We start from the raw sequence: 22,572 nt of genomic DNA on the forward strand, positions 1-22,572 counted from the left end.
GATGTAAGATCCCATCGTGTAAATTTAGCTTTTGCTTTTTTCAGCTATTTAATTTAAATCCAATGCGTAACATCAGTTTCTAAATCAAAATTTTGCTTTTGTATTTTTAAGCCCCTGCTAAACTCATCTTTATTCATTCAATAAAACTAATATCGCCATGATCGAAATCCATTCTAAACTCCCAGCGCAAGGCATCACTATTTTTAGCATCATGAGTGCAATGGCTCAGCGTCTAAATGCACTGAATCTATCGCAGGGTTTTCCTGATTTTGCTGCACCACCCGAATTATTAAATGCACTGAGTCAAGCAACCTTAGATGGCTTTAATCAATACGCCGCAGGTGATGGTTTTTTGCCATTGCGCGAGCAAGTTGCACAACAATTTTTAAAGCGTGATCAATTAGATCTAAATCCCCTTACCGAAATTACCATTACACCCGGTGCAACCATTGGTATTTTTTCAGCAATTCAGGCACTTATTCATGCAGGTGATGAAGTCATTATTTTTGACCCAAGCTATGATAGTTATGCACCAAGCATACAATTGGTGGGTGGTCGAGCAATTCATATTGCCTTAAACAGCACTGATTTTTCTGTAGACTGGAATCAAGTCCAAGCCGCAATCAATGATAAAACACGCATGATTATTGTGAATACACCACATAACCCTACTGGGGCGATTTGGTCAAAGCAAGATTGGTTAAATCTAATTGATTTAATTCAAGATAAAAATATTGTGGTGTTGTCTGATGAGGTTTATGAACATTTAGTTTTTGACAATCAGAAACATTATTCTGCACTATCATTCCCTGAACTACGTGATCGCAGTTTTGTGATTGGTTCTTTTGGTAAAACTTTCCATGTTACAGGTTGGAAAACAGGCTACTGTATTGCTGCACCACAATTAATGACTGTTTTCCGTCAAGTTTATCAATTTGCTAATTTTTGTGGTGTAACACCTATTCAAATTGCACTTGCTAATTTTATGCAGCAACATCCTGAACATATTGAAAATTTGGCTGCATTTTATCAACAAAAACGCGATATGTTTAACTTAGGACTCAGTCAGTCACGTTTTAAATTTACACCCTCTCAGGGGACGTATTTCCAAAATGTAGACTACAGCAACATTCGTCCTAAGCTCAATGATATCGAAATGTGTAAATTTCTTGCTGAAACACATAAAATTGTCGCCATTCCAGTCTCAGTTTTTTATAAAAATGCGCCTCAAGATTTACGTCTGATCCGTTTTTGTTTTGCTAAAAAACAGGAAACCTTGCAACAGGCTTGTGAAATCTTAGCTCAAGTCTAAAATTTATTTTTCTCTTCAATCAATTGCCTTAGTTACTTAAAAGCTAAGGCTTTTTTCTAGAATTATGATATTTTGAATTATAAAACAATTTCAATGGAATGGGTCATAAACTAAGAATGTCAGCAAAAGAGAATCTACTACACCATCCTCGATTTTGGAAAGGCTTCCTTATTTTTTTGGCGCCTTTAATTGCAACAAATATTCTGCAAAATCTTTCGGGCACAATAAACACCATTTTTGTTGGGCAAATGATGGGCGTCAATGCTATTGCTGCCATTGCTGTCTTTTTTCCTATTCTATTTTTTTTATTGGCTTTTGTGATTGGTTTATCTTCAGGCGCAACTGTTTTGGTTGGGCAAGCTTGGGGAGCAAAAAATATTGAAAAAGTCAAAATGGTGGTGGGCTCTACTTTATTTATGACCTTAATTGGTGGCTGCCTGATTGCTATTTTAGGTGTAGTTTTTGCTAAACAACTTTTATTGCTATTAGGCGTAGATCCTAATGTCATGCATCTATCTTTACCTTATGTACAATGGATGCTTGCAGGAAGTCCTCTTTTATTTATCTATATTATTTATACATCTATTTTACGTGGTGTAGGTGATAGTACGACACCTTTAATTGCTTCAGGCATGACTATTCTAATTGGTGTGATGGTCACACCTATTTTAATTGCAGGTTATTTTGGTTTTCCAAAATTAGGGATTATTGCCCCTGCTATTGCAACAAGTATAGGTTATGTGTCGGTTTTAGCTTTTTTATACTATTATTTAAATAAAAAAAATCATGCCTTAAAACTCGATATGGCATTACTGCGCCACATTAAACATGAACCTGAATTGAGCCGTATTATTTTACGTTTGGGCATACCTACAGGTATTCAAATGGTCACTACTTCTGCGGCTGGTTTGGTGATTATTGGCTTGGTGAATCATTATGGTTCGCATGCGACAGCAGCTTACGGTGCAGTAAATCAAGTACTTAACTATATTCAATTTCCTGCCTTGTCCATTTCAATTGCAGCCTCTATTTTTGCTGCACAAGCGATTGGTGCAGGTAAATCTGAATTATTGGCAAAAGTCACACGAACTTCTTTAATTATGAATCTGGTGATTACGGGAAGTTTAGTTTTATTGGCTTACTTATTTTCTAAATATTTAATGGCTCTATTTATTACAGACCCTTCTGTTATTGAGCTTGGGCAAAATCTTTTATTTATTGTGTTATGGTCTATTTTATTTTTTGGTGCAGGCTCTATTTTTGCATCAATCATGCGAGCAAGCGGCACTGTTACCGCACCTATGTTAATCAATGTACTCGCAATTTTATTGATTGAAGTTCCTGCTGCCTATTTATTTAGTGATTGGTGGGGCTTAAAAGGAATTTGGTATGCCTACGCATTGGCATTTGTTTCGTTATGTCTTCTGCAAGCCTTGTATTATCAATTTGTTTGGAAGAAAAAAACCATTAAAGTCTTAATTTAAACCTAGTCGTTATGCGCTAAAATTTTGCCATAAAAATGCCCAGATTTGGGCATTTTTTTATACTTTTGCTTTACCATGTTAAGCCATAACGTGCTAATTCATGTGGTTCTATCACTATTTTTTGGTCTTTAAAATCTTGTAAAATATCATTTTTAATTATGGTTAAACGATAATCCTCACGTTTTCGTGGTCGCTCTAAATTGATATCAACAATGCGTTTAATCCTTCCGGGGTTTGGCTGCATCACCACAATACGATCACCCAATAACACTGCTTCTTCTACATCATGGGTCACTAAAATCGTTGTCACTTTTTCTGAAGATAAAATACGTTGTAATTCCTGTTGTAAATTCGCTCTCGTTAAAGCATCTAAAGCACCAAAGGGTTCATCTAAAAGTAAAATACGTGGACGATTCACCAAGCTTCGCGCAATGGCGACACGTTGGCTCATTCCTCCAGAAAGTTGGCTTGGATAAGCTTTTTTAAATGCACTGAGTTTTACTAAATCTAAATGATAGGCAATTAATTCATGTTTTTCAGCTTTGCTTAATGTACTTTTTTCCAAAGCTAACGCAATATTTTGCTCGACATTGAGCCATGGAAATAAACGATGATCTTGAAATACAATTCCTCGATCTAAACTTGTGCCCTGAATTGGTGTTTGGTCAATTTTAATTTCCCCTTCAAAATCATCATCTAAACCGACCAAAAGCCGTAGTAAAGTTGATTTTCCACAACCACTATTTCCAACAATACTAATAAACTCACCAGAAGCAATGTCTAAGTTAATTTGCTCTAATACATGTAATGGCTCAGCTTGAGTATTGAAATATTTATTTAAGTTTTTGATGGTGACTTGTCCATTTGCATTCACTTTTTGATTCATCTTTATACCTATTTAAAATCTTATTTATGCGTACCTTGACGCCAACGAAGGTTATAATTTTCAAAGTATTGTGCAATTTTGGCAAAGACTAAGCCCACCAAAGCAATAATCGCCATCCCATATAAAACCACTTCCATTTGAAAGAGATTTTGACCATCTAAAATAGGATTCACCACACCAGGTGCAGCGATAAAGAAATACTCCGCGCCAATCGTAGCCACCCAAGAAAAAACCAATGCAATGTTTAATCCTGCAAAAATACTGGGTGCAGCAGAGGGTAAAATCACTTTAAAAAAAGTACTCCATGCACTGAGTTGAAAAATTTTGGCGACCTCTTTATTTTTTTCTGAGACATTTTTCACACCATCATAGGTATTAAAAAATACAGGGTAAAAAACAACCAATGCGATAAAAATAATTTTTGAAGTTTCCGCATTACCAAACCACATGATCATTAATGGAATCCAAGCAAAAACCGCAACATGTTTAATCGCATTTAAAGTCGGTGAAAAAAATCGATCTGCCCAAGTATTTAAACCTAAAAATAATCCAAATAATGCGCCAATCATGCCACCTGCAATAAATCCAGCAGTATTACGTGCCAAGCTATAGCCGATATTTTCAAAAAGCTCTTTAGACTGCCAACTCTCTACAAAAACCTGCCAAACTTGTTGAGGTAAAGGCAGTAATGCACGATCAATCCATTGCTGTTGAGTCACAATAGACCACACTAGCAAGAGTAAAATGGGAATGACCCAAGCTCTAAGGTCTAATTTTTTCATATTTTAATCTGCCTCTATTTAGCTATTCCATGGGCTGAGTTTCTTTTGCAGCAAACGAATCAGCACATCAAAAAAGAACCCAACGAACCCGATCACAATCACCGTTGCCATCACCACATCAAGTTGGAAAATTTGTCTGCCATATACCATCAAATAACCAATTCCTTCACTTGATGCCAACAACTCAACTGCAACCAATGCTCCCCATGCACTTGCAAGAGAAAGTCTTAAACCACCTATAAAACTCATAAAAGCGCCGGGTAAAACTAAATTTTTAAACCGTGACCATGTACTAAGCTGATAAACATCAACAACTTCTGTTAAAGACTCAGGAATATTACGCACACCTTTAAAAATATTAATCGTCATTGGAACTAAAGCTGCCTTTGCAATCAAAATAATTTTTAATGCTTCATCAATGCCCACCAACAAAATTAAAAGAGGAATCCATCCCACAACAGGCACTAAATTAATGACTTTAAAGGTCGGCCACACGTAGGCTTCAACTGTACGAGAAAGCCCCATGCTCAAACCTAAAATAAGCGCAAGCAGCATACCTGCACTAAACCCATAAGCGATTCGTGTCAGGCTAATACTCAAATTTGCCCATAATTCCCCACTCTCATATAAGTCTTTCAACGCAGTCCAAACCAAGTCTGGTGCAGGTAATAGCAGAGGATTCACCCAACTTTTTTCTACCGCAACATGCCAAAGCAATAATAAAAATAATGGAAAAATTGAGCCAATCAGCCAAGTAAATTGACGGTTATTTTTGAGAAATGCCCATAAAGAGGCTTTCTTTGTCACTTCAATCTTTGTGTTATGTGTTGTCGTCTGTTTAAAAACAATATCCTGAGACATTTTTAAATCTCCTATCACAAAAAGTGCAAGTGCTTATTTATCACTTGCACCTTGAGGTGTCCAAAATGTCTGTAAGTTCAATGTTTTCAATGCATTATTAACATATTTTGGTTCAATCCAACGATCTACATCAATATTGCCACGAATCAATTTAAGGTCTTGACCTGCCTTTAATTTTTGTTTGATCAGTGAAATGTTATAGCCATCAAAAATAGGAGCACTATGTCGTTTTAAGTCCACACTAGCATAGGCTTTATCAAAGTTCGCATAAGGTAAGCCTGACTTTGACCAAAGTTTAAAAAGTTCAGTTTTATGTGCAGGATCACTTTCCCAAGCGGCTTGTTTCACCAGTACATTGACAATCCGTTGTACGGTTTCAGGATATTTTTGCTCAAATTTTGAATTTACAAGTACATAACCTGAAAGGCGATTTACCGCAGGTTCTTGCTTTGTGCTATAAATAATTTTTGCAATTCCTCGGTCTACAACAGGAAATAATGTTTGATTACTCCAAATCGCATCTAAATCGCCACTGGCTAAAGCAGAATATCCTACTGCTCCATCAGTATTCACAAAACGGAAGTCTTTTTCAGATAAACCCTGTCTTTTCAATGTACTAATTAAAGACAAATGAATGCTTGTGCCTTTGAAAAAACCAATTTTCTTACCTTTTAAATCAGCAAAAGACTTGGCAGTAGAACCTGTTGGTACAGCTAAATAAGCATTATCATTCGTTCCGCCCACCGCAATTAAACGTGTATCTAAACGACTTGCTTTACCAATTAAAGATGGTAAGTCACCTAACCAAGTGATATCCACTAGACCATTAGCAAAAGACTCATTAATTGCAGGACCTGCTCCTTTGAAGTTATTCCATTGCACTTTAATGCCATCTTTTTGAAATTCTTTTTCAATCAAGCCTAATGTTTGTGTTGTTGAATAATAATTACTGTATCCCACAGGTCGATTCCCTGTACCAACATAAGGTGTCGCTAAACGAATCACTGTTGGTTTTGCTTCTGCTGCAAATACAGGTGTTGCTGTGCAAAATGTTGTTGTGATTAGACCTGTAAATACTAATTTTGACCATAAAGCCATTGGGCATTCCTCTTTATTTAAAAATTTGAATTAAAAACCGTATTGGAACTGAGCAACCAGTTCGTTATATTTTTGATGGGTAATTTCATTATTGATGTGATTTAAATTCAGTTGGAACTTGGTGGTTTCTGCAAAAAAAGCATTTAAACCTAAACTATGAATATCAATGCTTTGATTGTCCGCATGTTTATCACGATTGATTTTGTCAAAACGATAAAAACTTTGGTAAGACTTTGGCCACCAGTCATCATAACGACCTTGATTTCGGAAGCCTTTGACAAATTGCTCACCAAAATTCCAAAATAAAGTTCCCGTATGCGACTCACTTTTACGGTTATAAATGCCACCCGTATCATGAACAAAGGTGTCATCTTCACCTTGTACATATTCATACGTTGCCCCAAAAGGATGATGGTTATAATAAATATCAAAGCCTTTGCGTAGCACATCGCCTTTGCCTGCAAATGAAGCTTCAGCACCACTCAAATCAAATAAATTACTTTTTCCTTGGTACCAAGACACGCCAAAACTTAACTCACGTAACCACGAGTTATATTCGGCAGGTAAGGTATAACGTAAACGTCCAACAAAGTTTTTGTCGTCATTATCATCTGATTTATTTGCGCCATTTCCATTCACAATACCAAATGCATAACTGAGCATAGGCGAGCGATAGTTATAACCATAATCCACTGTTGGAAAAGCATCGCCGCGAAGTACTAAACCCACTTCTCGCATGGCTAGACCATAGCCATAACCAGGTAAGCTAAATAATGCATTATTAATGGTTGGCTTAAGGTCTTCTGTCGCTTGCACTTCTTGCCCAAAAGGAAGTAATTGTTGTCCTAGCGTTGCAGTCAACCGACCTGTATCTAAACTTAAAGTGGGTAAAATGTTATAAATCAACTGAGCATCAAGAAGATTTAAATAGCTATTATTTGTTCCTGATTGTGGCGAAGTACCAAAACGTAAATTAAAGTCTAGATTTCTTCCTTGGTTATAGTCCTTAAACAGATTGCCATTGAAACCAATTTGTACAGCACCCAAGTCAAATGAAGAATGACGATCATTTACCGCTAAGCTCGTATTTTTAGCATTCGGGGAAATACGTTGTGCTTCATCTAAATAAGATGCTTTGGCTTGTACCACACCGTTAATTAATAATTGACGAGTAGATAAGGCTGTTTTTGTATCACGCTCACGTTGTACTTGATATTTATAGTTTTCTAAATCACTCTGTATCCCTTGAAATTCAGCTTGTGTGACATAGTTCTGTTCAGTGTTGCCCTCTAAATCCTCATTTGTACTCTGCACGATTTCATCTTGTTGTACATGTTGATTTGGCTCTCTCTCTGTCGAAACAGGCGTTTGCTGCGCTTTTAAACGATTAATTTCACCTTTCAAATTTTTTAAAGACTTTTCTAATTCAAGCACTTGCTGTTGTAGCTGCTGTACATCACTGTCTGCATGACTTAAGGAAATACTGGCACTTAATATACTTAATGTTGCAATAACACATTTAAATTGTTGTTTCATAAAACGTATACACCTACAGTTTTGCAAGTGATACATCAGTCGATTTGATGAGCACAATAACTTGGCTACCCACTTGTAAATCGAGCTGTTCAACAGAGCGTGTCGTAATGACTGAGGTAAAAATGCCTGAGGCTGTGACAACATCGACCTCAGAAACAACATCACCTTTAATAATTTCTTGAATGGTACCTTTAAGTTGATTACGAACATTAATAGACTGAATGGTCATTATAAATTCCTCTGATTATTTAAAACCAATATGTAATATTTTTTAAACATTAAAAAATAATATAAACAGATTTAAATATCAGTTTTCTTAAATAAGAAAATTTCAAAACTAAATATTCAAAATAACACCATCCAAATATGATTTATCTTTGATAATAATATTCTCATATTGCCAATTTATAATATTTAAATCAGAAAGTTTTTTGATCTCTTTGTTAATTGTTTGTCTTGAACTAGATAATAAATCAGCTAAATCATGCTGTGATATTTTTAAATAAATTTCAGTTCCTAAAGGATGGCGGATCCCGTACTGTTGAGATAAGCTCAGTAAAACCTTACATATTTTTTGATGTAAATTAGCGACATGCAAAAACTTTACTTCAGCAATAAGCCGATGCATTCTTAAGGCAACAATGTTAAGAAAATCTTCATTTAACTTATTGTTATTATTTAATTCTTCTAAAATAATTTGTTTAGGAATAACCAAGACAAGTACTTGATTAAAAGCATAATAGTTATAATCAATGATATAACCTTTTATACAAGGCAATAAATTAATCACATGTTTTTCTGAAAAATAACTAAAAGTATGAAAACGTCCAGATGCACTTAAATAACCAATATGAATAATCCCATCTAGCAATATATATAAATCATCCGCACAATTCTTTTCATTTAATATTAATTCATTCTTTTGAAAAACCTTCACCATAGAATTACTTAATATATATTTAATTCGATCATCCGCAACATGATTAAATATATTCTTCAACACTTCACAGTTTAAATTAAAGTTTAAATCATAGTATTTCATATAAAATCCATCTAATATTTTAATTTAATACTAGATGGATAATAAAATATGGGCTAATAATTTATTCTAAATTTCATTGATTTATTTATGCAAAGTTATTTTAATTTTATGCTTTCTTTATGAAACTTTTTCATATATGCCCGCTTCACTCAAACGATAATCTTTGATATCGAATTTTTCATCTTTATGGAAAGTCTGACTTGGACGACCATCAACTCCCACAGGAATATCACCTTCTAAAGTCACGCGACGTACTACGCGATGCTGATCTCCATAATCATTAATCGCTCGATGTTGGGTGGCACGATTATCCCAAATTGCAACATCACCTGCTTCCCAGCGCCAACGGACAATATTTTCCTGTTTAACAATATGACTTTGAAATAAATCAAATAACTTACGAGATTCTCTACTACTGAACCCAACAAAACGTTTAAAGAAATGCCCTAAAAGTAATGTCTTTTCACCTGTTTCAGGATGTACACGAACTAAGGGATGTTCTGTCTCATATTCTGTTGATTTAAAAAAGTTTTTATATTTTGCTAAAGCTTCTTTATTGACGGTTAAATCACTATTTGCATAATCAAAATCATTACTGTGAATCACACGTAAAGAATCTGCTAATACTTTTAACGCTTCTGGTAATGTCGCATAAGCTGATGTGGTATTTGCCCAAGCGGTGTCACCACCTGCAACAGGTGCAACTACACTACGCAAAATAGACGCTTTAGGATATGCATCTAAAAATGTGATATCAGTATGCCAACTGTCTGCACGCGCCCCATGTGCCGAGTCCAACTCTAAAATATGCTTTGATCCATTTTTAATAGGAACTGTTGGATGGTTCAATGGCGTACCTAAACGTGCCGCAAAAGCCTCTTGTCCTGCATCATCTAAATGGTGCTGAGCTTTGAAAAAAATCACTTTATATTGCAATAATGCTTGGTTAATTTCATCAATCACATGTGCTTCAAGTTCTGAAGATAGTTCCACATTTGCAATTTCAGCACCAATGCGTCCTGTAATGGGTTTAACTTGAATATGTTTATAGTCATGGCTCATCTTTATTTCCTCAATATCTTTATTGTTTGCTATTGCATTGTGGCATTTCTGCCTATGTCTACATCTTGCCTGAATGACTTATTCCAATCTGTCAAATAGGCGACATTTTTATGCTGTATTTTAGATAAAGAAGAAAAATTAAATGATTTAGTCGTCAAACAACTGATGTAACTTTAAAAAATAGCTCAAATACATTGCTCACTTTCTGATTGAAAATAGAATGAACAACAGATTCAAGCTACATAAAATAATTAAAAAATTGGATCAATCGTCTTGGGCTAAATCCTGCATGTCCAAAACAGTTTGTGCTTGTAATTTAGCAGCATTACGTTTCATAATTTTCTGTGCCTCTGTATCACTTAAATCATAAATCGCGATAATTTTGCTTGGCTGCGCGCCGTAACTACGATCTACAGCGCCAATTACCAAAATTTTTTGCTTATCTAATTCAACAATTTTAAAAGGCTGAAAAGCCAATTTAAATGATTTTACCTGATGTTCAGATGCTGTTTTTGCATCTATAAAATGCAGTAAATATTGATATCTTTCATGATTTTCTTGATCATCTACAGCCTGATGGTCTAAATAGCTATACTCACTTGCGACCTTTTCAACAAAAAAATGACCAAAGTGATCTAAATTCCCCATGTCATTTAACTCACGATATTTTTGTGCATAATCACTATCATCATTCTGTTCATCCTGACTGGCTTTAAGCCCAACTTTTTGAACTAAATGGTTTAAACGAGTGTCATAAACCGAAAAATATTCACTATAGCGGTCTTTAGCTTTTACAATATAACGATATTCACTGACATGAGAAACCACAGGATAAGGCACTTCAAAAGGACTATGATAAAAACTCATATCCTGTGTATTCATATAAATATAAGGCTCATCAGACCAATCACCTAAAATTTTAATATTTCCTGAGATCGGGCTAAAACTTAAATCAATTTCACGACAAAAATGCCCTTGATAAGCATCAGGTAAGGCTTTATGTTCAATTTGACCTGTTTGCAGATTAATTTTAGAAATACTATTTGCAACACCATTATAAACAAATAAATATTCACCACTTTCATCTAATAATAATTTACGTGGATAACGCTCAACTTTATATTTTTCAATGACTTGATTATTTGATAAATTAATCGCGAAGACTTGGTTATAGTCCAAAGAAGCAACATAAGCAATCTGACCATTTTTACTCAAAACAACATCAGTCGCCCCCACACCTCGACACATATTATGATCACAGCCATCTTTTTTTTGCTCTAAAGGATACTGATAAATCAAATGCTCTTTTAATGTTTTACTATCGAAACGATAAACTGCATTTTTCTCAGAATGCGTATAATAAATATCTTGATCATAAATTCTAAAATCACCTAAAAAATCTAAATTTTCTAGCTTCCCGATTTGATGAGGAATTTCTTCTAAATTCACATTATTTTGTACAAATTGCTGTAAGTCTAATTTAGTTTTTTGACAATTGGCAATAAATTGTTGCGCAGACAACTCTACTTGCGCAAGAGTATATTCATCAGGTGTTTGACCACCCCAAACATTTCGACACTGAACAGCAGCATTTTCTAAAAGCTTTAATTGAGTTTGTGTATGACTCTCTGAAGCTTGAGGCTGCGCTTTGGGTAAAGCTGCCAATAATGCTTGGGTTTTCTTTTGATTCTCAACTGAATTTAAATAGGTTTTAAACTTTTCAGCCCATTGTAAATTTTCTTTGGCTTGATATGAATCATAAAAACGCGTTGATAAATAAAATGCATCATAAGCTTTAATTTGTGCATTTAAAAAATGCCCTGTTTCTAATGCAAAATGATTAAGCTGTGCAATATTTTCCAAATGCTTTTTATAATTTTTTTTTGAATCAATTGTATGAAACTCATCTAATATTTTTTGATATTGGTCAATTTGCCTCACCAATTTCAGCAATTGTTTTTCTTGTTGTTGATAGATTCCCTGCATATTTTCGACTTCACTGCGATATCGTCTATACTGGTTGTCACTTAAAATAGGTAACGGTGCATTAAAATCGATCAGTTTTAAAATGGCTTGATTAAATGCTATATAAAGCTGAATCTGTTGTTGAATATGAGCAACATTACTATAAATTTCAGATAAATTTTGATACAACAAGGCATCAATTTTAGATTTTTTTGCGGTTAAAGCACGTAATTCAAGTTGAGCATTTTCTTTAATATAGCGCTGCATTTGTTCTTGCGCCTTATTAAAACGTGGAATTTGCTGTTGTCGTTCATAATAATGTTCTAAATATCTAAAAAATAATGCATCTCCATCATCAACTTTTACATAGTCAGGATATAAACGTAAAATTTCAGGTCTAATTTCCTTATAGCGGTCTTCATCTGTTTGTTCTTCGTTATCTTCTATTGTTTCATTTTCAGATGTTTGGGGCTCTTTTAGTACAGTTGCACTTGCATCTAAATTTGGTCGGGTTTGAGCAAAACTACTTAAACTTAAAGGAAATAATACGGCAAGACTTAAAGCCAACATGCTTTTTTTCATCATCATCATCCAAATTTTTTATCACATAGCAATCAAAGCTATATTTATCATTTGTTCAAAATATCATTTTTTATATGCATGATATTGTATATAAAATAAATGCTTTACCAAGTTTTTCTTATCTTTACATCGACTAAACCACTTTATTATCAAATAAAACCCATAAAAAAACCGCCATAACTGACGGTTTTATATACAAAAAAATCAATTATTTTGGTTCAAAACGCTTGGTCAGTTTTGTTGCCATCGTTGCAAGCTTTTGATAACCCGTTGGTAATAAACGTTGTGCCAAATCTACAATCACCGCATCGCCACCAATCAATAAACGGCGTTTGTCTGCTAATACTGCATCTAAAATTTCTTGTGCCGCTTCTACCGCAGGTTTACGTAATAGTTTATTAAATGCTTTTGCAGATTTATCAGGATTCATCCCCAATGATTTTAAGCTGTCATTCATACGTGCATCATTTGCAATGTTGGTACGAATACCGCCCGGATGTACACACAGCGCACTCACGCCACATTTTTCAATATCAAGTTCTTGACGTAAAGACTCAGTAAAACCACGCACTGCAAACTTCGTTGCGTTATAACCAGACTGAGTTGGCTGAGCAGTTAAACCAAAGATACTTGAAGTATTGATGATATGACCATCACCTGTTTTCTTGATGTATGGTAAAAATTCTTTCGTGCCATAAACCACACCCCAGAAGTTAATCCCTACGATCCATTCAAGTTCTTCGTAACTTTCACCTTCTACTGTCGCACCTAATGCTACACCAGCATTATTAAAAATCATGTTGACAGAACCATGATTTTGAACAGTTTCTTCCGCCCAAGCTTTAACTTCTTGTTGTTTTGCAACGTTTACTTTCTTTGATGTAACACGTACGTCATATTGTTTAACTAATTCTACAGTTTCGGCTAAACCTTTTTCATTCACATCACTAATTGAAAGGTGGCAACCTGCTTTTGCTAATAAAATAGCCAGTTGTTGTCCCATACCTGAGCCTGCACCTGTGATTGCAGCGACTTTATTTTTAAAATTTTTCATCGAGTTTCCTTGTTTGAATTTTTGCCGTATGTACGTTCTATATACATACACTCACAGCTCCACTATAATTTTGACAATGACTATTGTCAATATAATATGTTAAGCTTTTCAATGTTGATTAACTTGCTCAGGATCATGACATAACCATCAACGATTTTATGAATCAAACCTTGCAATTTGCATAATTAAGTTGGCACACACTGATATGACAACAGATTTTTTAGATGAAACAACACAACAGGTGCAGGAACAAAAGACACCGAAAAAACTCGTGAAAGAAAGACAGTTCAAAGGAATGTCTCTTTCTGAGCGTAAATTAGCACGTCGTGAAAAATTAATTGAAGCAGGGATCGAAACTTATGGTACTCATGGCTTCTTTTCAGTAACCGTCAAAGATGTTTGTATTGAAGCTAAACTGACAGAACGTTATTTTTATGAATCTTTTAAAAAGAGTGAAGAGCTGTTTCAAACTATTTTTTTACAATTAGTTGATCAGCTACAACACACTGTGATGCAAGGTGTCATGCAATCGTCACCAGATCCGAAACCAATGATTCATTCGGGTTTAATGGCTTTATTTTCTATGCTCAAAGCAGATCCACGTGTTGCACGGATTATTTATGTTGATGCAATGTTGGTTCAAGAATTACATAATCACGCCACAATTCATGAAACTATGGGACGTTTTGATCGCATGATCCATGCCTTTGTTATGTTGATGATGCCGCGTATCGACTATAGTGAGCAGGAAATTTCCTTGGTTTCGACAGGATTAAATGGTTATGTAACGCAAGTTGCTGTGCGTTGGGTCATGGGAGGCTTTAAACTTTCTGTAGAACAAGTTGTATTTGCATGTGAAGCTGTTTTTTTCTCATTGCTCAACTCATTTTCAGAAAAACAAAGTGCCTAAATTGTCCAAAATACTTCTAAAATGCCTCTGAAAGAAAAAGACCTGATATTTTTAATTAAACTGTAAAAATAAAATGTCATCGTTCTTTTAAGTGAAATTTCACATCAATTCACAAGTTTTGTCACAAAAAATTGCAAATAATAGCCGATATCTATTTTTTGCAATGATATTGTCATAATTAATCTTTGTAATAAGCCTGTCATAAATAATAAAACGGTACACCGTTCATACATAGGATATTGCGTTGTGAAAGATGACTATATTTTAATCGTCGATGACGAACTTCCGATTCGAGAAATGATCCATACCTCATTAGATATGGCAGGCTTTCAATGCTTACAAGCAGAGGATGCCAAACAAGCACATCAAATGATTGTCGATCAAAGACCCGCTTTGATTTTATTAGATTGGATGATGCCGGGCGGCGTGAGTGGCGTAGATTTATGTCGTCGCTTGAAACGTGATGAAAGTCTGGCAGAAATCCCAGTCATTATGTTGACTGCACGAGGTGAAGAAGATCACAAAGTGCAAGGACTCGATGCTGGTGCAGATGATTATATGACGAAACCATTTTCAACACGTGAATTGGTCTCTCGTATTAAAGCTGTTTTACGTCGTGCAAATGCCTTAAGTGGTGAAAAATCAATTGATGCAAATGGTTTAATTTTAGATCCTGTCAGTCAACGTGTGAGTTTTGGCAACAGTATTTTAGAAATGGGACCCACTGAATATCGTTTATTAGCCTTCTTTATGACACATCCTGAACGTGCTTATACACGTGCCCAGTTACTTGACCAAGTCTGGGGTGGTAATGTCTATATCGAAGACCGTACAATTGATGTGCATATTCGTCGTTTACGTAAAGTATTAGAACCTTATGGCGCAGACCGTTATGTACAAACAGTACGTGGTACAGGTTACCGTTTCTCTACACGCGCTGATGTCGCTTTAGGTTAGCTTTTTAGGTCAATTTGTTTTTATGTATGAACCCTACCCCGTCCCAGATCTTGCACGTGAACATAAACAATTTCGTTACAGCAGTTTATGGGCGTTTGCCAAACAAGATTTACGACTTTTAGCATTTTTATTAGTCATCGGATGTTTTATTGGTTTTGGGATCGGGTATTTTTGGGTCTGCATTTCTTTAGCTTTTGCGACTTTTTTTATTTTCCAACTTCGCTCTTTGTATTTAGTAAATGAGTGGATTTCCAACCGTCCCTATGATGTTCCTCCTAATTTAAGTGGTATATGGGGCGCATTATTATTTAATGTTTATCGTGCGCAGCGCCAAGAACGTGTTGTTCAAGCTGAAATGGTTGGATTGATTGACCGAGCACAATCTTCACTGATTGCGCTTGCTGAAGCGGTGGTTTTAACCGATGAACTGCATCAAATAGAATGGTGGAATCCTGCAGCAGAAAAACTGTTAGGCATCCAAATGCTCGATCGTGGACGTAATATTTTAACCATTATTCGTCAACCGAGCTTTATTGAATATTTTAATAATATTGACCAATCGCCTGATGGCATCAAAATCAAATCTTCAGTTTATGATGAACATTATGTACAAATTAAACTCACCCGTTTTGGTAGCGAAAGTCGTTTACTGGTTGCTTATGATGTCACGCGTGTCCACAACTTAGAACAAATGCGTAAAGATTTTGTCGATAATATTTCACATGAATTACGAACGCCGCTTACTGTTCTAAGTGGCTATATAGAAACATTTACTGATCAAGAAGATCTAAATCCACGTTGGAAACGTGCATTTGACCAGATGCAATCACAAACTCGCCGTATGAATGCTTTGGTGAATGATTTATTACTTTTATCTCGACTTGAAGGTAATAAGCAAATTGCTAAAAACCAAATCATTGAAATGCCTAGTTTAATGAATCAATTATTTGATGATGCTCAAGCCTATAATGTTGATTATGGGCATACATTAAACTTAGATATTGATAGCCATTGTGACTTAATTGGTTCAGATACCGAACTTGCCAGTGCATTTAGTAACTTAATCACCAATGCGATTAAATATACCCCTAAAGGCGGCACAGTAACGATGGGCTGGCATGATGATGGTTCACATGGTTATTTTACTGTACAAGATACGGGAATTGGCATTGACCCTAAACACTTACCTCGTTTAACTGAGCGTTTCTATCGGGTAGATAGCGCACGTAGCCGTCAAACAGGTGGAACAGGTCTAGGTTTAGCGATTGTCAAACATGTATTGATGCAACACAATGCTTATTTAGAAGTTGAATCAAAAGAAAATCAAGGTTCAACCTTTAAAGTGGTATTTCCAAAAGAACGTTTATATAAACCTGAATAAAACATTTAGCAAGTTTAAGCAAAAATCACCTTCTTTATTGAGGAAAGTGATTTTTGTGATCTAAAATTATAGGCTATGCCCCAAAGCTTCGCCCATTACCACTGTAGAGTTTGCTTGAAATTGAGTATCCCAATTCATTTTATTTTGCTCAAATAAAACGATTGCTGTTGACCCTAAATAGAAGCGTCCTAACTCATCACCTTTTTCAAGTTTCAATTCATGATGGTCAAGTTCAACACGACCAGAAGGTTTTACTTTACCTGTTGCAACTGTTTCTATACCTGCAACAATCATTGCACCCACCAAGACTACAGCCATACGTCCAAGTTCTGTATCAAATAAGCAAACCATACGCTCATTACGTGCAAATAAACCTGGTACATTTTCCGCAGTGGTTTGATTTACTGAAAATAACTCACCTGGAATATATAACGTTTCTGTCAATGTACCTGCAAATGGCATATGCACACGATGATAATCACGTGGTGATAAATATACTGTCGCAAATTCACCATTTTTAAATGGCGCTGCCAATTGTGGGTCACCAATGAGTTTCTCCACAGAAAAACTTTGCCCTTTCGCTTGAAATACATCGCCTTCTTTGACTTTACCTAATTGGGAAATCGCGCCATCCGCAGGTGAAACAATACTATTTGCATCTGTATCGATTTCACGGACACCCTCTTTTAAAGCACGTGTAAAAAACTCATTAAATGATTTGTATTTCAAAGCATCAGTTTGTTGTGCAATTGATAAATCAATGCCGTACTGTGCTTTAAAAGCTTGAATCGCAATATTTTTTATAATTAAATTTTCACTTGCTGCGACTTTTCCAACCACACGGCTCAGTTGTTGTTGAGGTACAAGGTTTTGCGCACGAATAAAAAGTTGTTTTTTCAAATTTGAGGCTAGACTCACGACGGTGATTCTCCACTAATAATTGGACTGTCGAGGCGATTGCCCCATTCGCTCCACGCACCATCATAAGCTTGAATATCCCAACCGAGCAATCGCCCTAAAATATAAGCCAAACCTGAACGGTGATGAGACTGACAATACACCACCACAGGTTGATCTAAATGAAAACCCAATTGTTCTAAGCGTTGTTGGGTGCGTTCTAAGGAATGCAATTTTAAATGATTTTGACGATTAATTGCAGTACTCCACTCAAAATGTAATGCATTTGGTAGATGACCACCGCGTCGTGCTGCTAAGCGTTGACCTGTATATTCCTCAGTTGTACGACAATCCCAAATTTGCACTGCATTTTTTTGTACTTTTTCGAGTAATTCATCATATTTAATTCTATATTTTTCAACATCTTGTAAATTTATTTTAAATAAATTTGTGACAGGTTTAAGTTCTTCTACCTCAGCCGAAGTTGGAAAGCCTGCGCCTAGCCAAGCATGAATGCCACCATTTAATAAACTGACATTTTCAAAGCCAAGGCAATGTAAATTCCAAATCAAACGCCCTGCCCATGCGCCCCCTTCATCATCATAAACAACCACGTGATGTTCAGGAGAAATATTTAAATACTCAATTAAAGTGTTTAATCCTGCTTCATCTGGCAATAAACCCGAAGCATTTTCCTCTTGGCGAACTAAATACTGCGGTTTGAGATGTAAAGCATGTGGAATATGCAATTGTTCATAAACAGAACTACGGCTTAAATCAACAATCCGTAATTGTTCATGTCCTAAATAGGGAACAAGTTGCTCAGCTTCAATTAATAATTCAAAATGAAAGGGAGAAGTCGTCATAAGATTTTTTGAATTTTAGCAGGATTATTTTGACCATCTTAGCATAGTCTTTTTTACGATTTAGCTGATTTCCTGCATTTCTTTAGCAAAAAATCAGCTATCGTTTTTCTTCTAATTGCTTGGCTCAGCAATTTCAAAAACCTGACGCAGATACGCTAAAAAAGTATCGTTATCGGTCATGGTCTTTCCTGGACTATCAGAAATTTTTGCGACAGATTGACCATTACATTCTACAAGTTTAAGTACAATATTTAACGGCGTTTGCCCCATATCATTGGTTAAATTTGTTCCTATACCAAAACTGACTTGGAAGCGGTCTTTAAAGTATTGATATAAGCTCCAAGCGCGCTCTAAATCTAAGCCATCACTAAATGTGAGCATTTTAGTTTTGGTATCAATTTTGAGCTGACAATAATGTCGATAGGCTTTGTCTCCCCACTCATAAGGGTCGCCACTGTCATGACGTAAACCATCAAATAGTTTGGCAAAATACAAATCAAAATCACGTAAAAAAGCATCCATTCCCACAACATCTGTGAGGGCAATACCTAAGTCACCTCGATACTCTTGTACCCATGTTTCTAGTGCAGATTTTTGAAAATCACGTAATCGTACATCTAAAGCTTGGAAGGCTTGTAAAAACTCATGTGCCATTGTTCCAATTGGGAAAATATTAAGCTCTTTGGCAATCAGAACATTACTGGTGCCACGGAAAATACTTGGTGCTGCTTTATGAAAGGTTTGAATCACATGGCGCTGCCAATCTAAACTATAACGGCGGCGTGTGCCAAAATCTGAAACTAAGAAAGGTGGGTCATTGGCTTGTTGTTCTTCTGTGTATTTTTTCAATAATTCAACTTTTGCCTGTAGGCGACGCTCTCCTTCCGCCAGCACCTCATCGGAGCGAATCCGACGGAAATACAGTTCATTGACAATTGCCAAAACGAATATTTCAAACATCATGGCTTGAACCATAGGTCCTTCAACCCAGATATCCAAACGCCCTTCTTCATCAATCCCAGCTTTAATAAAACGGCGTTTTAATTGGAATAATTCTAAATAATCAACGAAATCACTTTTAATAAAACGTAAGCGGCGTAGATAAGTTAATTCATCTTCTTTAAAACTTAATTGACAGAGGTAATCGAGTTGCTCATTCAAATCATCTAAAATATCCTTCAATGGATAAACGGTATCTTCTAAGTTTCGGCAACGGAAATGATATACGCTGTGTGTTTGTGGGAACTTATGAAGTACCACTTGCAACATTGTAAATTTGTACAAATCCGTATCAAGCAATGACTGAATGATGGGTTGCATATTTGTTCCAATTAATCGTTCTACACTCACTATAAAAACTTAATCCCATCTTGCAAATCAAAAAAATCAGATATCTGACATTTTTAACAAAAATCTGCTGACTTTTAAATTTTAGTGAATAATAAAAGCAAAACATTAACATATAATTATAATTAAATATATTTTAGTTAATCTTTATTGAAATTTAATTATTTTTTAATTAACATTCTGTGAGATATAACTGTATTGAAAAAAGCTAAGGTTAAAAAATACTTTTTATATTTCAAAATTTTTTTAAAAAAATAGGACATAGACATGGCTAAATTGAGTTTAGATGCACTAAATGAAATTGATGGGGTAATTGCAGCAGCTTTAGTTGATAGCTCAAGTGGTCTAGCACTTGGAACTATCGGTTCAGGTTTGGACTTAGAGCTTGCAGCAGCAGGTAATACAGAAGTCATCCGAGCAAAACGTAAAGTTGCAAAAGCTTTACAACTCAATGATAAAGTTGAAGATGTTTTAATTACACTAGGTAAGCAATACCATTTATTACGTCCATTAGATCGTAATGAAGATTTATTTTTATACTTGGTTTTAGATCGTCAAAAATCTAATCTTGCAATGGCACGTCATGAACTCCGTGCTTTTGAAAAAGAACTCGATTTTTCTTAATTCTTAAGCATTAACTCTTAAGCAAACACCCTTCCATTACCCCAAGTGATGGAAGGATTTTAATTTATTCATCGTCATTTCAAATGGTCAAAACAATTCATACAAATTTCATCTGTATTTGTTTGAATATTTTTAGTCATTTTTTTCCTGACGTTCAACAGCATTAGTTTTAATTTGAGTTGCATACTCAACACCATGTGTCTGTAAATATTCACGAATCAATTGACGAACCACCTGAGAGGGTGTCAAGTCTTGCTGATTACACAATTCTTCAAACGCTTTCTTTTTGACAGGATCAATCAAAATTGTGAGTCGTGCTGTTTTATTTTCCACAACAATACCTTCTCTAGTTTATTATCATTAAATTCTAATCAAATTAACACATAAATTCATTAACTATTTTAAAATACCTTTTCGTCATTTCTTAAAATGGCTCATTTTTAAGTGATTTAAATTTAAAAAGTATAAATTTATTGAGTTTTTTGAGAAAAATTATGCTCTATTCTGCCTACTAAATTTAGCATTTTTGTGTTTTGAATCATAGATGAATTTTTACTCACCTATTTAAAAATAAAGATTTAAAAAAATGATTATTCATCTTTATGATATATCTCTAGGTCAATGATGAGCCAAAATTCATTTTTTAAAAGCCTGTATTGAGCAATCTGTATGCCAACCTGCTTTTCTATTTGTTATTTTATGCTGATAGATTCATGCTTATCAGTCTATAATCCTTTGAAAACAAAATATAAGTAAGATGAAAAGGATCTTCATACTGCATACTTTGTGGTGATTAGAACCTCGAAACACGCTTATATTTCAAACTCTTTGTTACTAAGTGATAGTGTATTTATGCAAAATTCTATTCGTGTAGGCATCGCAGGTTACGGCAACCTTGGTCGTGGTGTTGAAACTGCTATTCATAAAAACCCTGATATGCAGTTGGTTGGTATTTTTACTCGTCGTTCGCCAAGTAGCGTTTCACCATACTTTGCAGAAACTCAGGTCTATAGCATTGATGAATTATTAAGTGATTTTAGCGATAAAATTGATGTACTTATTCTTTGTGGTGGTTCTAAAGATGACTTACCTCAACAAGGACCAATTTTCGCCAGTCAGTTTAATACAGTAGATAGTTTTGACACACATGCTCGTATTCCTGAGTATTTTGCTGCTGTTGATGCACCTGCAACTGCTCATCAAAAAACCTGTTTAATTTCTATTGGTTGGGATCCTGGTATGTTCTCAATTAATCGTTTATTAGGTGAAGCATTATTACCTGATGGTGAAACTTACACATTTTGGGGTAAAGGTTTAAGCCAAGGTCATTCAGATGCAATTCGTCGTGTTGAAGGTGTTAAAGCAGGTGTGCAATATACCATTCCTTCAACTGATGCCATTGAGCAGGTACGTAGTGGCGCACGTCCTGAATTAGCCACAAAAGATAAGCATCATCGTGACTGTTATGTGGTTTTAGAAGACGGTGCTGATGCAGCAACGGTTGAAAACACCATTGTTACCATGCCTGATTATTTTGCAGATTATAATACGACTGTAAACTTTATTAGCGAAGAAACCCTACAAAAAGATCATCAGCGTATGCCTCATGGTGGTTTTGTCATTCGTAGTGGTAATACCAGTGCTGAACAGTCTCAAGTGATGGAGTTTTCATTAAAACTTGAAAGTAATCCAGAGTTTACAGCGAGTGTACTGGTTGCTTATGCACGTGCTTGTCATCGCTTAAATCAAAGCCAACAATATGGTGCAAAAACTGCATTTGATGTTGCACCAGCATTACTTTCAATCAAAACACCTGAACAGTTACGTAAAGAATTGCTCTAAACCGCTTCTGATCTGTATTGAAAATAAGACCACTGAGCAGTCATGCAAAGTGGTCTTTTTGATGAACATACATTTTTGTATGAT

General features: G+C 35.3%; 21 protein-coding genes. 7 read left to right on the top strand and 14 right to left on the bottom strand.

The window, feature by feature from the left end; translation table 11 throughout:
* Window positions 1–157 precede the first annotated feature (157 nt).
* Complete coding sequence (locus HX124_RS16650; RefSeq protein ID WP_286384180.1) at window positions 158–1,312, top strand: methionine aminotransferase; 1,155 nt, start codon at window positions 158–160, stop codon at window positions 1,310–1,312.
* A 116-nt stretch (window positions 1,313–1,428) separates the two neighbouring features.
* A complete protein-coding gene (locus tag HX124_RS16655) occupies window positions 1,429–2,796 on the top strand; it encodes an MATE family efflux transporter (RefSeq protein ID WP_107009809.1) in 1,368 nt (455 codons plus the stop codon).
* A gap of 70 nt (window positions 2,797–2,866) precedes the next feature.
* Here HX124_RS16655 and HX124_RS16660 read toward each other — a convergent pair whose 3' ends face one another.
* The 10 genes from HX124_RS16660 to HX124_RS16705 all read right to left on the bottom strand — a co-directional run bounded on the left by HX124_RS16660 (window position 2,867) and on the right by HX124_RS16705 (window position 13,664).
* Entirely contained in the window at window positions 2,867–3,682 is an 816-nt protein-coding gene (locus tag HX124_RS16660; protein ID WP_286384183.1) for an ABC transporter ATP-binding protein, read from the bottom strand.
* Window positions 3,683–3,702: 20 nt separating this feature from the next.
* Window positions 3,703–4,464 carry an ABC transporter permease gene (locus HX124_RS16665; RefSeq protein ID WP_286384184.1) on the bottom strand — a complete coding sequence of 254 codons (762 nt, stop codon included), beginning with the start codon at window positions 4,462–4,464 and terminating at the stop codon, window positions 3,703–3,705.
* Between the two features lie 18 nt (window positions 4,465–4,482).
* Complete coding sequence (locus tag HX124_RS16670) at window positions 4,483–5,325, bottom strand: ABC transporter permease (RefSeq protein WP_107009806.1); 843 nt, start codon at window positions 5,323–5,325, stop codon at window positions 4,483–4,485.
* 33 nt (window positions 5,326–5,358) lie between these two features.
* Entirely contained in the window at window positions 5,359–6,423 is a 1,065-nt protein-coding gene (locus HX124_RS16675; protein WP_286384185.1) for an ABC transporter substrate-binding protein, read from the bottom strand.
* Window positions 6,424–6,453: 30 nt separating this feature from the next.
* On the bottom strand, window positions 6,454–7,959 hold the full coding sequence (locus HX124_RS16680; RefSeq protein ID WP_286384187.1) for a putative porin: 1,506 nt from the start codon (window positions 7,957–7,959) through the stop codon (window positions 6,454–6,456).
* Window positions 7,960–7,972: 13 nt separating this feature from the next.
* Entirely contained in the window at window positions 7,973–8,188 is a 216-nt protein-coding gene (locus HX124_RS16685; protein WP_111861524.1) for a TOBE domain-containing protein, read from the bottom strand.
* Window positions 8,189–8,296: 108 nt separating this feature from the next.
* Window positions 8,297–9,001, bottom strand: a complete 705-nt coding sequence (locus HX124_RS16690) for a Crp/Fnr family transcriptional regulator (RefSeq protein WP_286384188.1) — start codon at window positions 8,999–9,001, stop codon at window positions 8,297–8,299.
* 117 nt (window positions 9,002–9,118) lie between these two features.
* On the bottom strand, window positions 9,119–10,063 hold the full coding sequence (locus HX124_RS16695) for a TauD/TfdA dioxygenase family protein (protein WP_286378155.1): 945 nt from the start codon (window positions 10,061–10,063) through the stop codon (window positions 9,119–9,121).
* 264 nt (window positions 10,064–10,327) lie between these two features.
* Window positions 10,328–12,610: a YncE family protein gene (locus HX124_RS16700; RefSeq protein WP_286384189.1), complete on the bottom strand. Its 2,283-nt coding sequence runs from the start codon at window positions 12,608–12,610 to the stop codon at window positions 10,328–10,330.
* A gap of 208 nt (window positions 12,611–12,818) precedes the next feature.
* The gene (locus HX124_RS16705; RefSeq protein ID WP_286384190.1) at window positions 12,819–13,664 is read right to left on the bottom strand and encodes an SDR family NAD(P)-dependent oxidoreductase; all 846 of its coding nucleotides are present in this window, start codon (window positions 13,662–13,664) and stop codon (window positions 12,819–12,821) included.
* Between the two features lie 205 nt (window positions 13,665–13,869).
* On the opposite strand from HX124_RS16705, the gene HX124_RS16710 reads away from it, so the two are divergent.
* The 3 genes from HX124_RS16710 to phoR all read left to right on the top strand — a co-directional run bounded on the left by HX124_RS16710 (window position 13,870) and on the right by phoR (window position 16,912).
* Entirely contained in the window at window positions 13,870–14,574 is a 705-nt protein-coding gene (locus tag HX124_RS16710; protein ID WP_286378158.1) for a TetR/AcrR family transcriptional regulator, read from the top strand.
* A 246-nt stretch (window positions 14,575–14,820) separates the two neighbouring features.
* Window positions 14,821–15,531, top strand: coding sequence for a phosphate regulon transcriptional regulator PhoB (gene phoB, locus HX124_RS16715; RefSeq protein ID WP_286378159.1), 711 nt, complete (start codon window positions 14,821–14,823; stop codon window positions 15,529–15,531).
* Window positions 15,532–15,553: 22 nt separating this feature from the next.
* Window positions 15,554–16,912: a phosphate regulon sensor histidine kinase PhoR gene (gene phoR, locus HX124_RS16720; RefSeq protein WP_286384191.1), complete on the top strand. Its 1,359-nt coding sequence runs from the start codon at window positions 15,554–15,556 to the stop codon at window positions 16,910–16,912.
* Between the two features lie 66 nt (window positions 16,913–16,978).
* Here the strand turns inward: phoR and asd are convergent, their stop codons facing one another.
* From asd to pncB, 3 genes are all read right to left on the bottom strand, one after another.
* Window positions 16,979–17,830, bottom strand: coding sequence for an archaetidylserine decarboxylase (gene asd, locus HX124_RS16725; RefSeq protein ID WP_286378161.1), 852 nt, complete (start codon window positions 17,828–17,830; stop codon window positions 16,979–16,981).
* Complete coding sequence (locus HX124_RS16730) at window positions 17,827–18,675, bottom strand: sulfurtransferase (protein ID WP_286384193.1); 849 nt, start codon at window positions 18,673–18,675, stop codon at window positions 17,827–17,829. Before HX124_RS16730 ends, asd begins: the two co-directional genes overlap by 4 nt.
* Before the next feature lie 111 nt (window positions 18,676–18,786).
* Window positions 18,787–19,995: a nicotinate phosphoribosyltransferase gene (gene pncB, locus HX124_RS16735; protein ID WP_107009767.1), complete on the bottom strand. Its 1,209-nt coding sequence runs from the start codon at window positions 19,993–19,995 to the stop codon at window positions 18,787–18,789.
* 294 nt (window positions 19,996–20,289) lie between these two features.
* On the opposite strand from pncB, the gene HX124_RS16740 reads away from it, so the two are divergent.
* On the top strand, window positions 20,290–20,646 hold the full coding sequence (locus tag HX124_RS16740) for a roadblock/LC7 domain-containing protein (protein ID WP_107009768.1): 357 nt from the start codon (window positions 20,290–20,292) through the stop codon (window positions 20,644–20,646).
* 132 nt (window positions 20,647–20,778) lie between these two features.
* Here HX124_RS16740 and HX124_RS16745 read toward each other — a convergent pair whose 3' ends face one another.
* Window positions 20,779–20,979, bottom strand: coding sequence for a ribbon-helix-helix protein (locus HX124_RS16745; protein ID WP_107009769.1), 201 nt, complete (start codon window positions 20,977–20,979; stop codon window positions 20,779–20,781).
* 519 nt (window positions 20,980–21,498) lie between these two features.
* Here HX124_RS16745 and HX124_RS16750 point away from each other — a divergent pair.
* Window positions 21,499–22,488, top strand: a complete 990-nt coding sequence (locus HX124_RS16750; RefSeq protein ID WP_286384195.1) for a diaminopimelate dehydrogenase — start codon at window positions 21,499–21,501, stop codon at window positions 22,486–22,488.
* Window positions 22,489–22,572 lie beyond the last annotated feature (84 nt).

Origin of the sequence: Acinetobacter sp. 226-1 (genome assembly GCF_030329325.1) — a bacterium.
Lineage (GTDB): Bacteria > Pseudomonadota > Gammaproteobacteria > Pseudomonadales > Moraxellaceae > Acinetobacter > Acinetobacter sichuanensis.

Coding starts and splice junctions, on each gene's coding strand:
- HX124_RS16685 (WP_111861524.1), bottom strand. CDS start 8,188: ATGACCATTCAGTCTATTAATGTTCGTAATCAACTTAAAGGTACCATT.
- HX124_RS16675 (WP_286384185.1), bottom strand. CDS start 6,423: ATGGCTTTATGGTCAAAATTAGTATTTACAGGTCTAATCACAACAACA.
- HX124_RS16705 (WP_286384190.1), bottom strand. CDS start 13,664: ATGAAAAATTTTAAAAATAAAGTCGCTGCAATCACAGGTGCAGGCTCA.
- HX124_RS16690 (WP_286384188.1), bottom strand. CDS start 9,001: ATGAAATACTATGATTTAAACTTTAATTTAAACTGTGAAGTGTTGAAG.
- HX124_RS16710 (WP_286378158.1), top strand. CDS start 13,870: ATGACAACAGATTTTTTAGATGAAACAACACAACAGGTGCAGGAACAA.
- HX124_RS16665 (WP_286384184.1), bottom strand. CDS start 4,464: ATGAAAAAATTAGACCTTAGAGCTTGGGTCATTCCCATTTTACTCTTG.
- pncB (WP_107009767.1), bottom strand. CDS start 19,995: ATGCAACCCATCATTCAGTCATTGCTTGATACGGATTTGTACAAATTT.
- HX124_RS16670 (WP_107009806.1), bottom strand. CDS start 5,325: ATGTCTCAGGATATTGTTTTTAAACAGACGACAACACATAACACAAAG.
- HX124_RS16655 (WP_107009809.1), top strand. CDS start 1,429: ATGTCAGCAAAAGAGAATCTACTACACCATCCTCGATTTTGGAAAGGC.
- HX124_RS16695 (WP_286378155.1), bottom strand. CDS start 10,063: ATGAGCCATGACTATAAACATATTCAAGTTAAACCCATTACAGGACGC.
- HX124_RS16660 (WP_286384183.1), bottom strand. CDS start 3,682: ATGAATCAAAAAGTGAATGCAAATGGACAAGTCACCATCAAAAACTTA.
- phoR (WP_286384191.1), top strand. CDS start 15,554: ATGTATGAACCCTACCCCGTCCCAGATCTTGCACGTGAACATAAACAA.
- HX124_RS16730 (WP_286384193.1), bottom strand. CDS start 18,675: ATGACGACTTCTCCCTTTCATTTTGAATTATTAATTGAAGCTGAGCAA.
- HX124_RS16680 (WP_286384187.1), bottom strand. CDS start 7,959: ATGAAACAACAATTTAAATGTGTTATTGCAACATTAAGTATATTAAGT.
- HX124_RS16650 (WP_286384180.1), top strand. CDS start 158: ATGATCGAAATCCATTCTAAACTCCCAGCGCAAGGCATCACTATTTTT.
- HX124_RS16700 (WP_286384189.1), bottom strand. CDS start 12,610: ATGAAAAAAAGCATGTTGGCTTTAAGTCTTGCCGTATTATTTCCTTTA.
- HX124_RS16750 (WP_286384195.1), top strand. CDS start 21,499: ATGCAAAATTCTATTCGTGTAGGCATCGCAGGTTACGGCAACCTTGGT.
- HX124_RS16740 (WP_107009768.1), top strand. CDS start 20,290: ATGGCTAAATTGAGTTTAGATGCACTAAATGAAATTGATGGGGTAATT.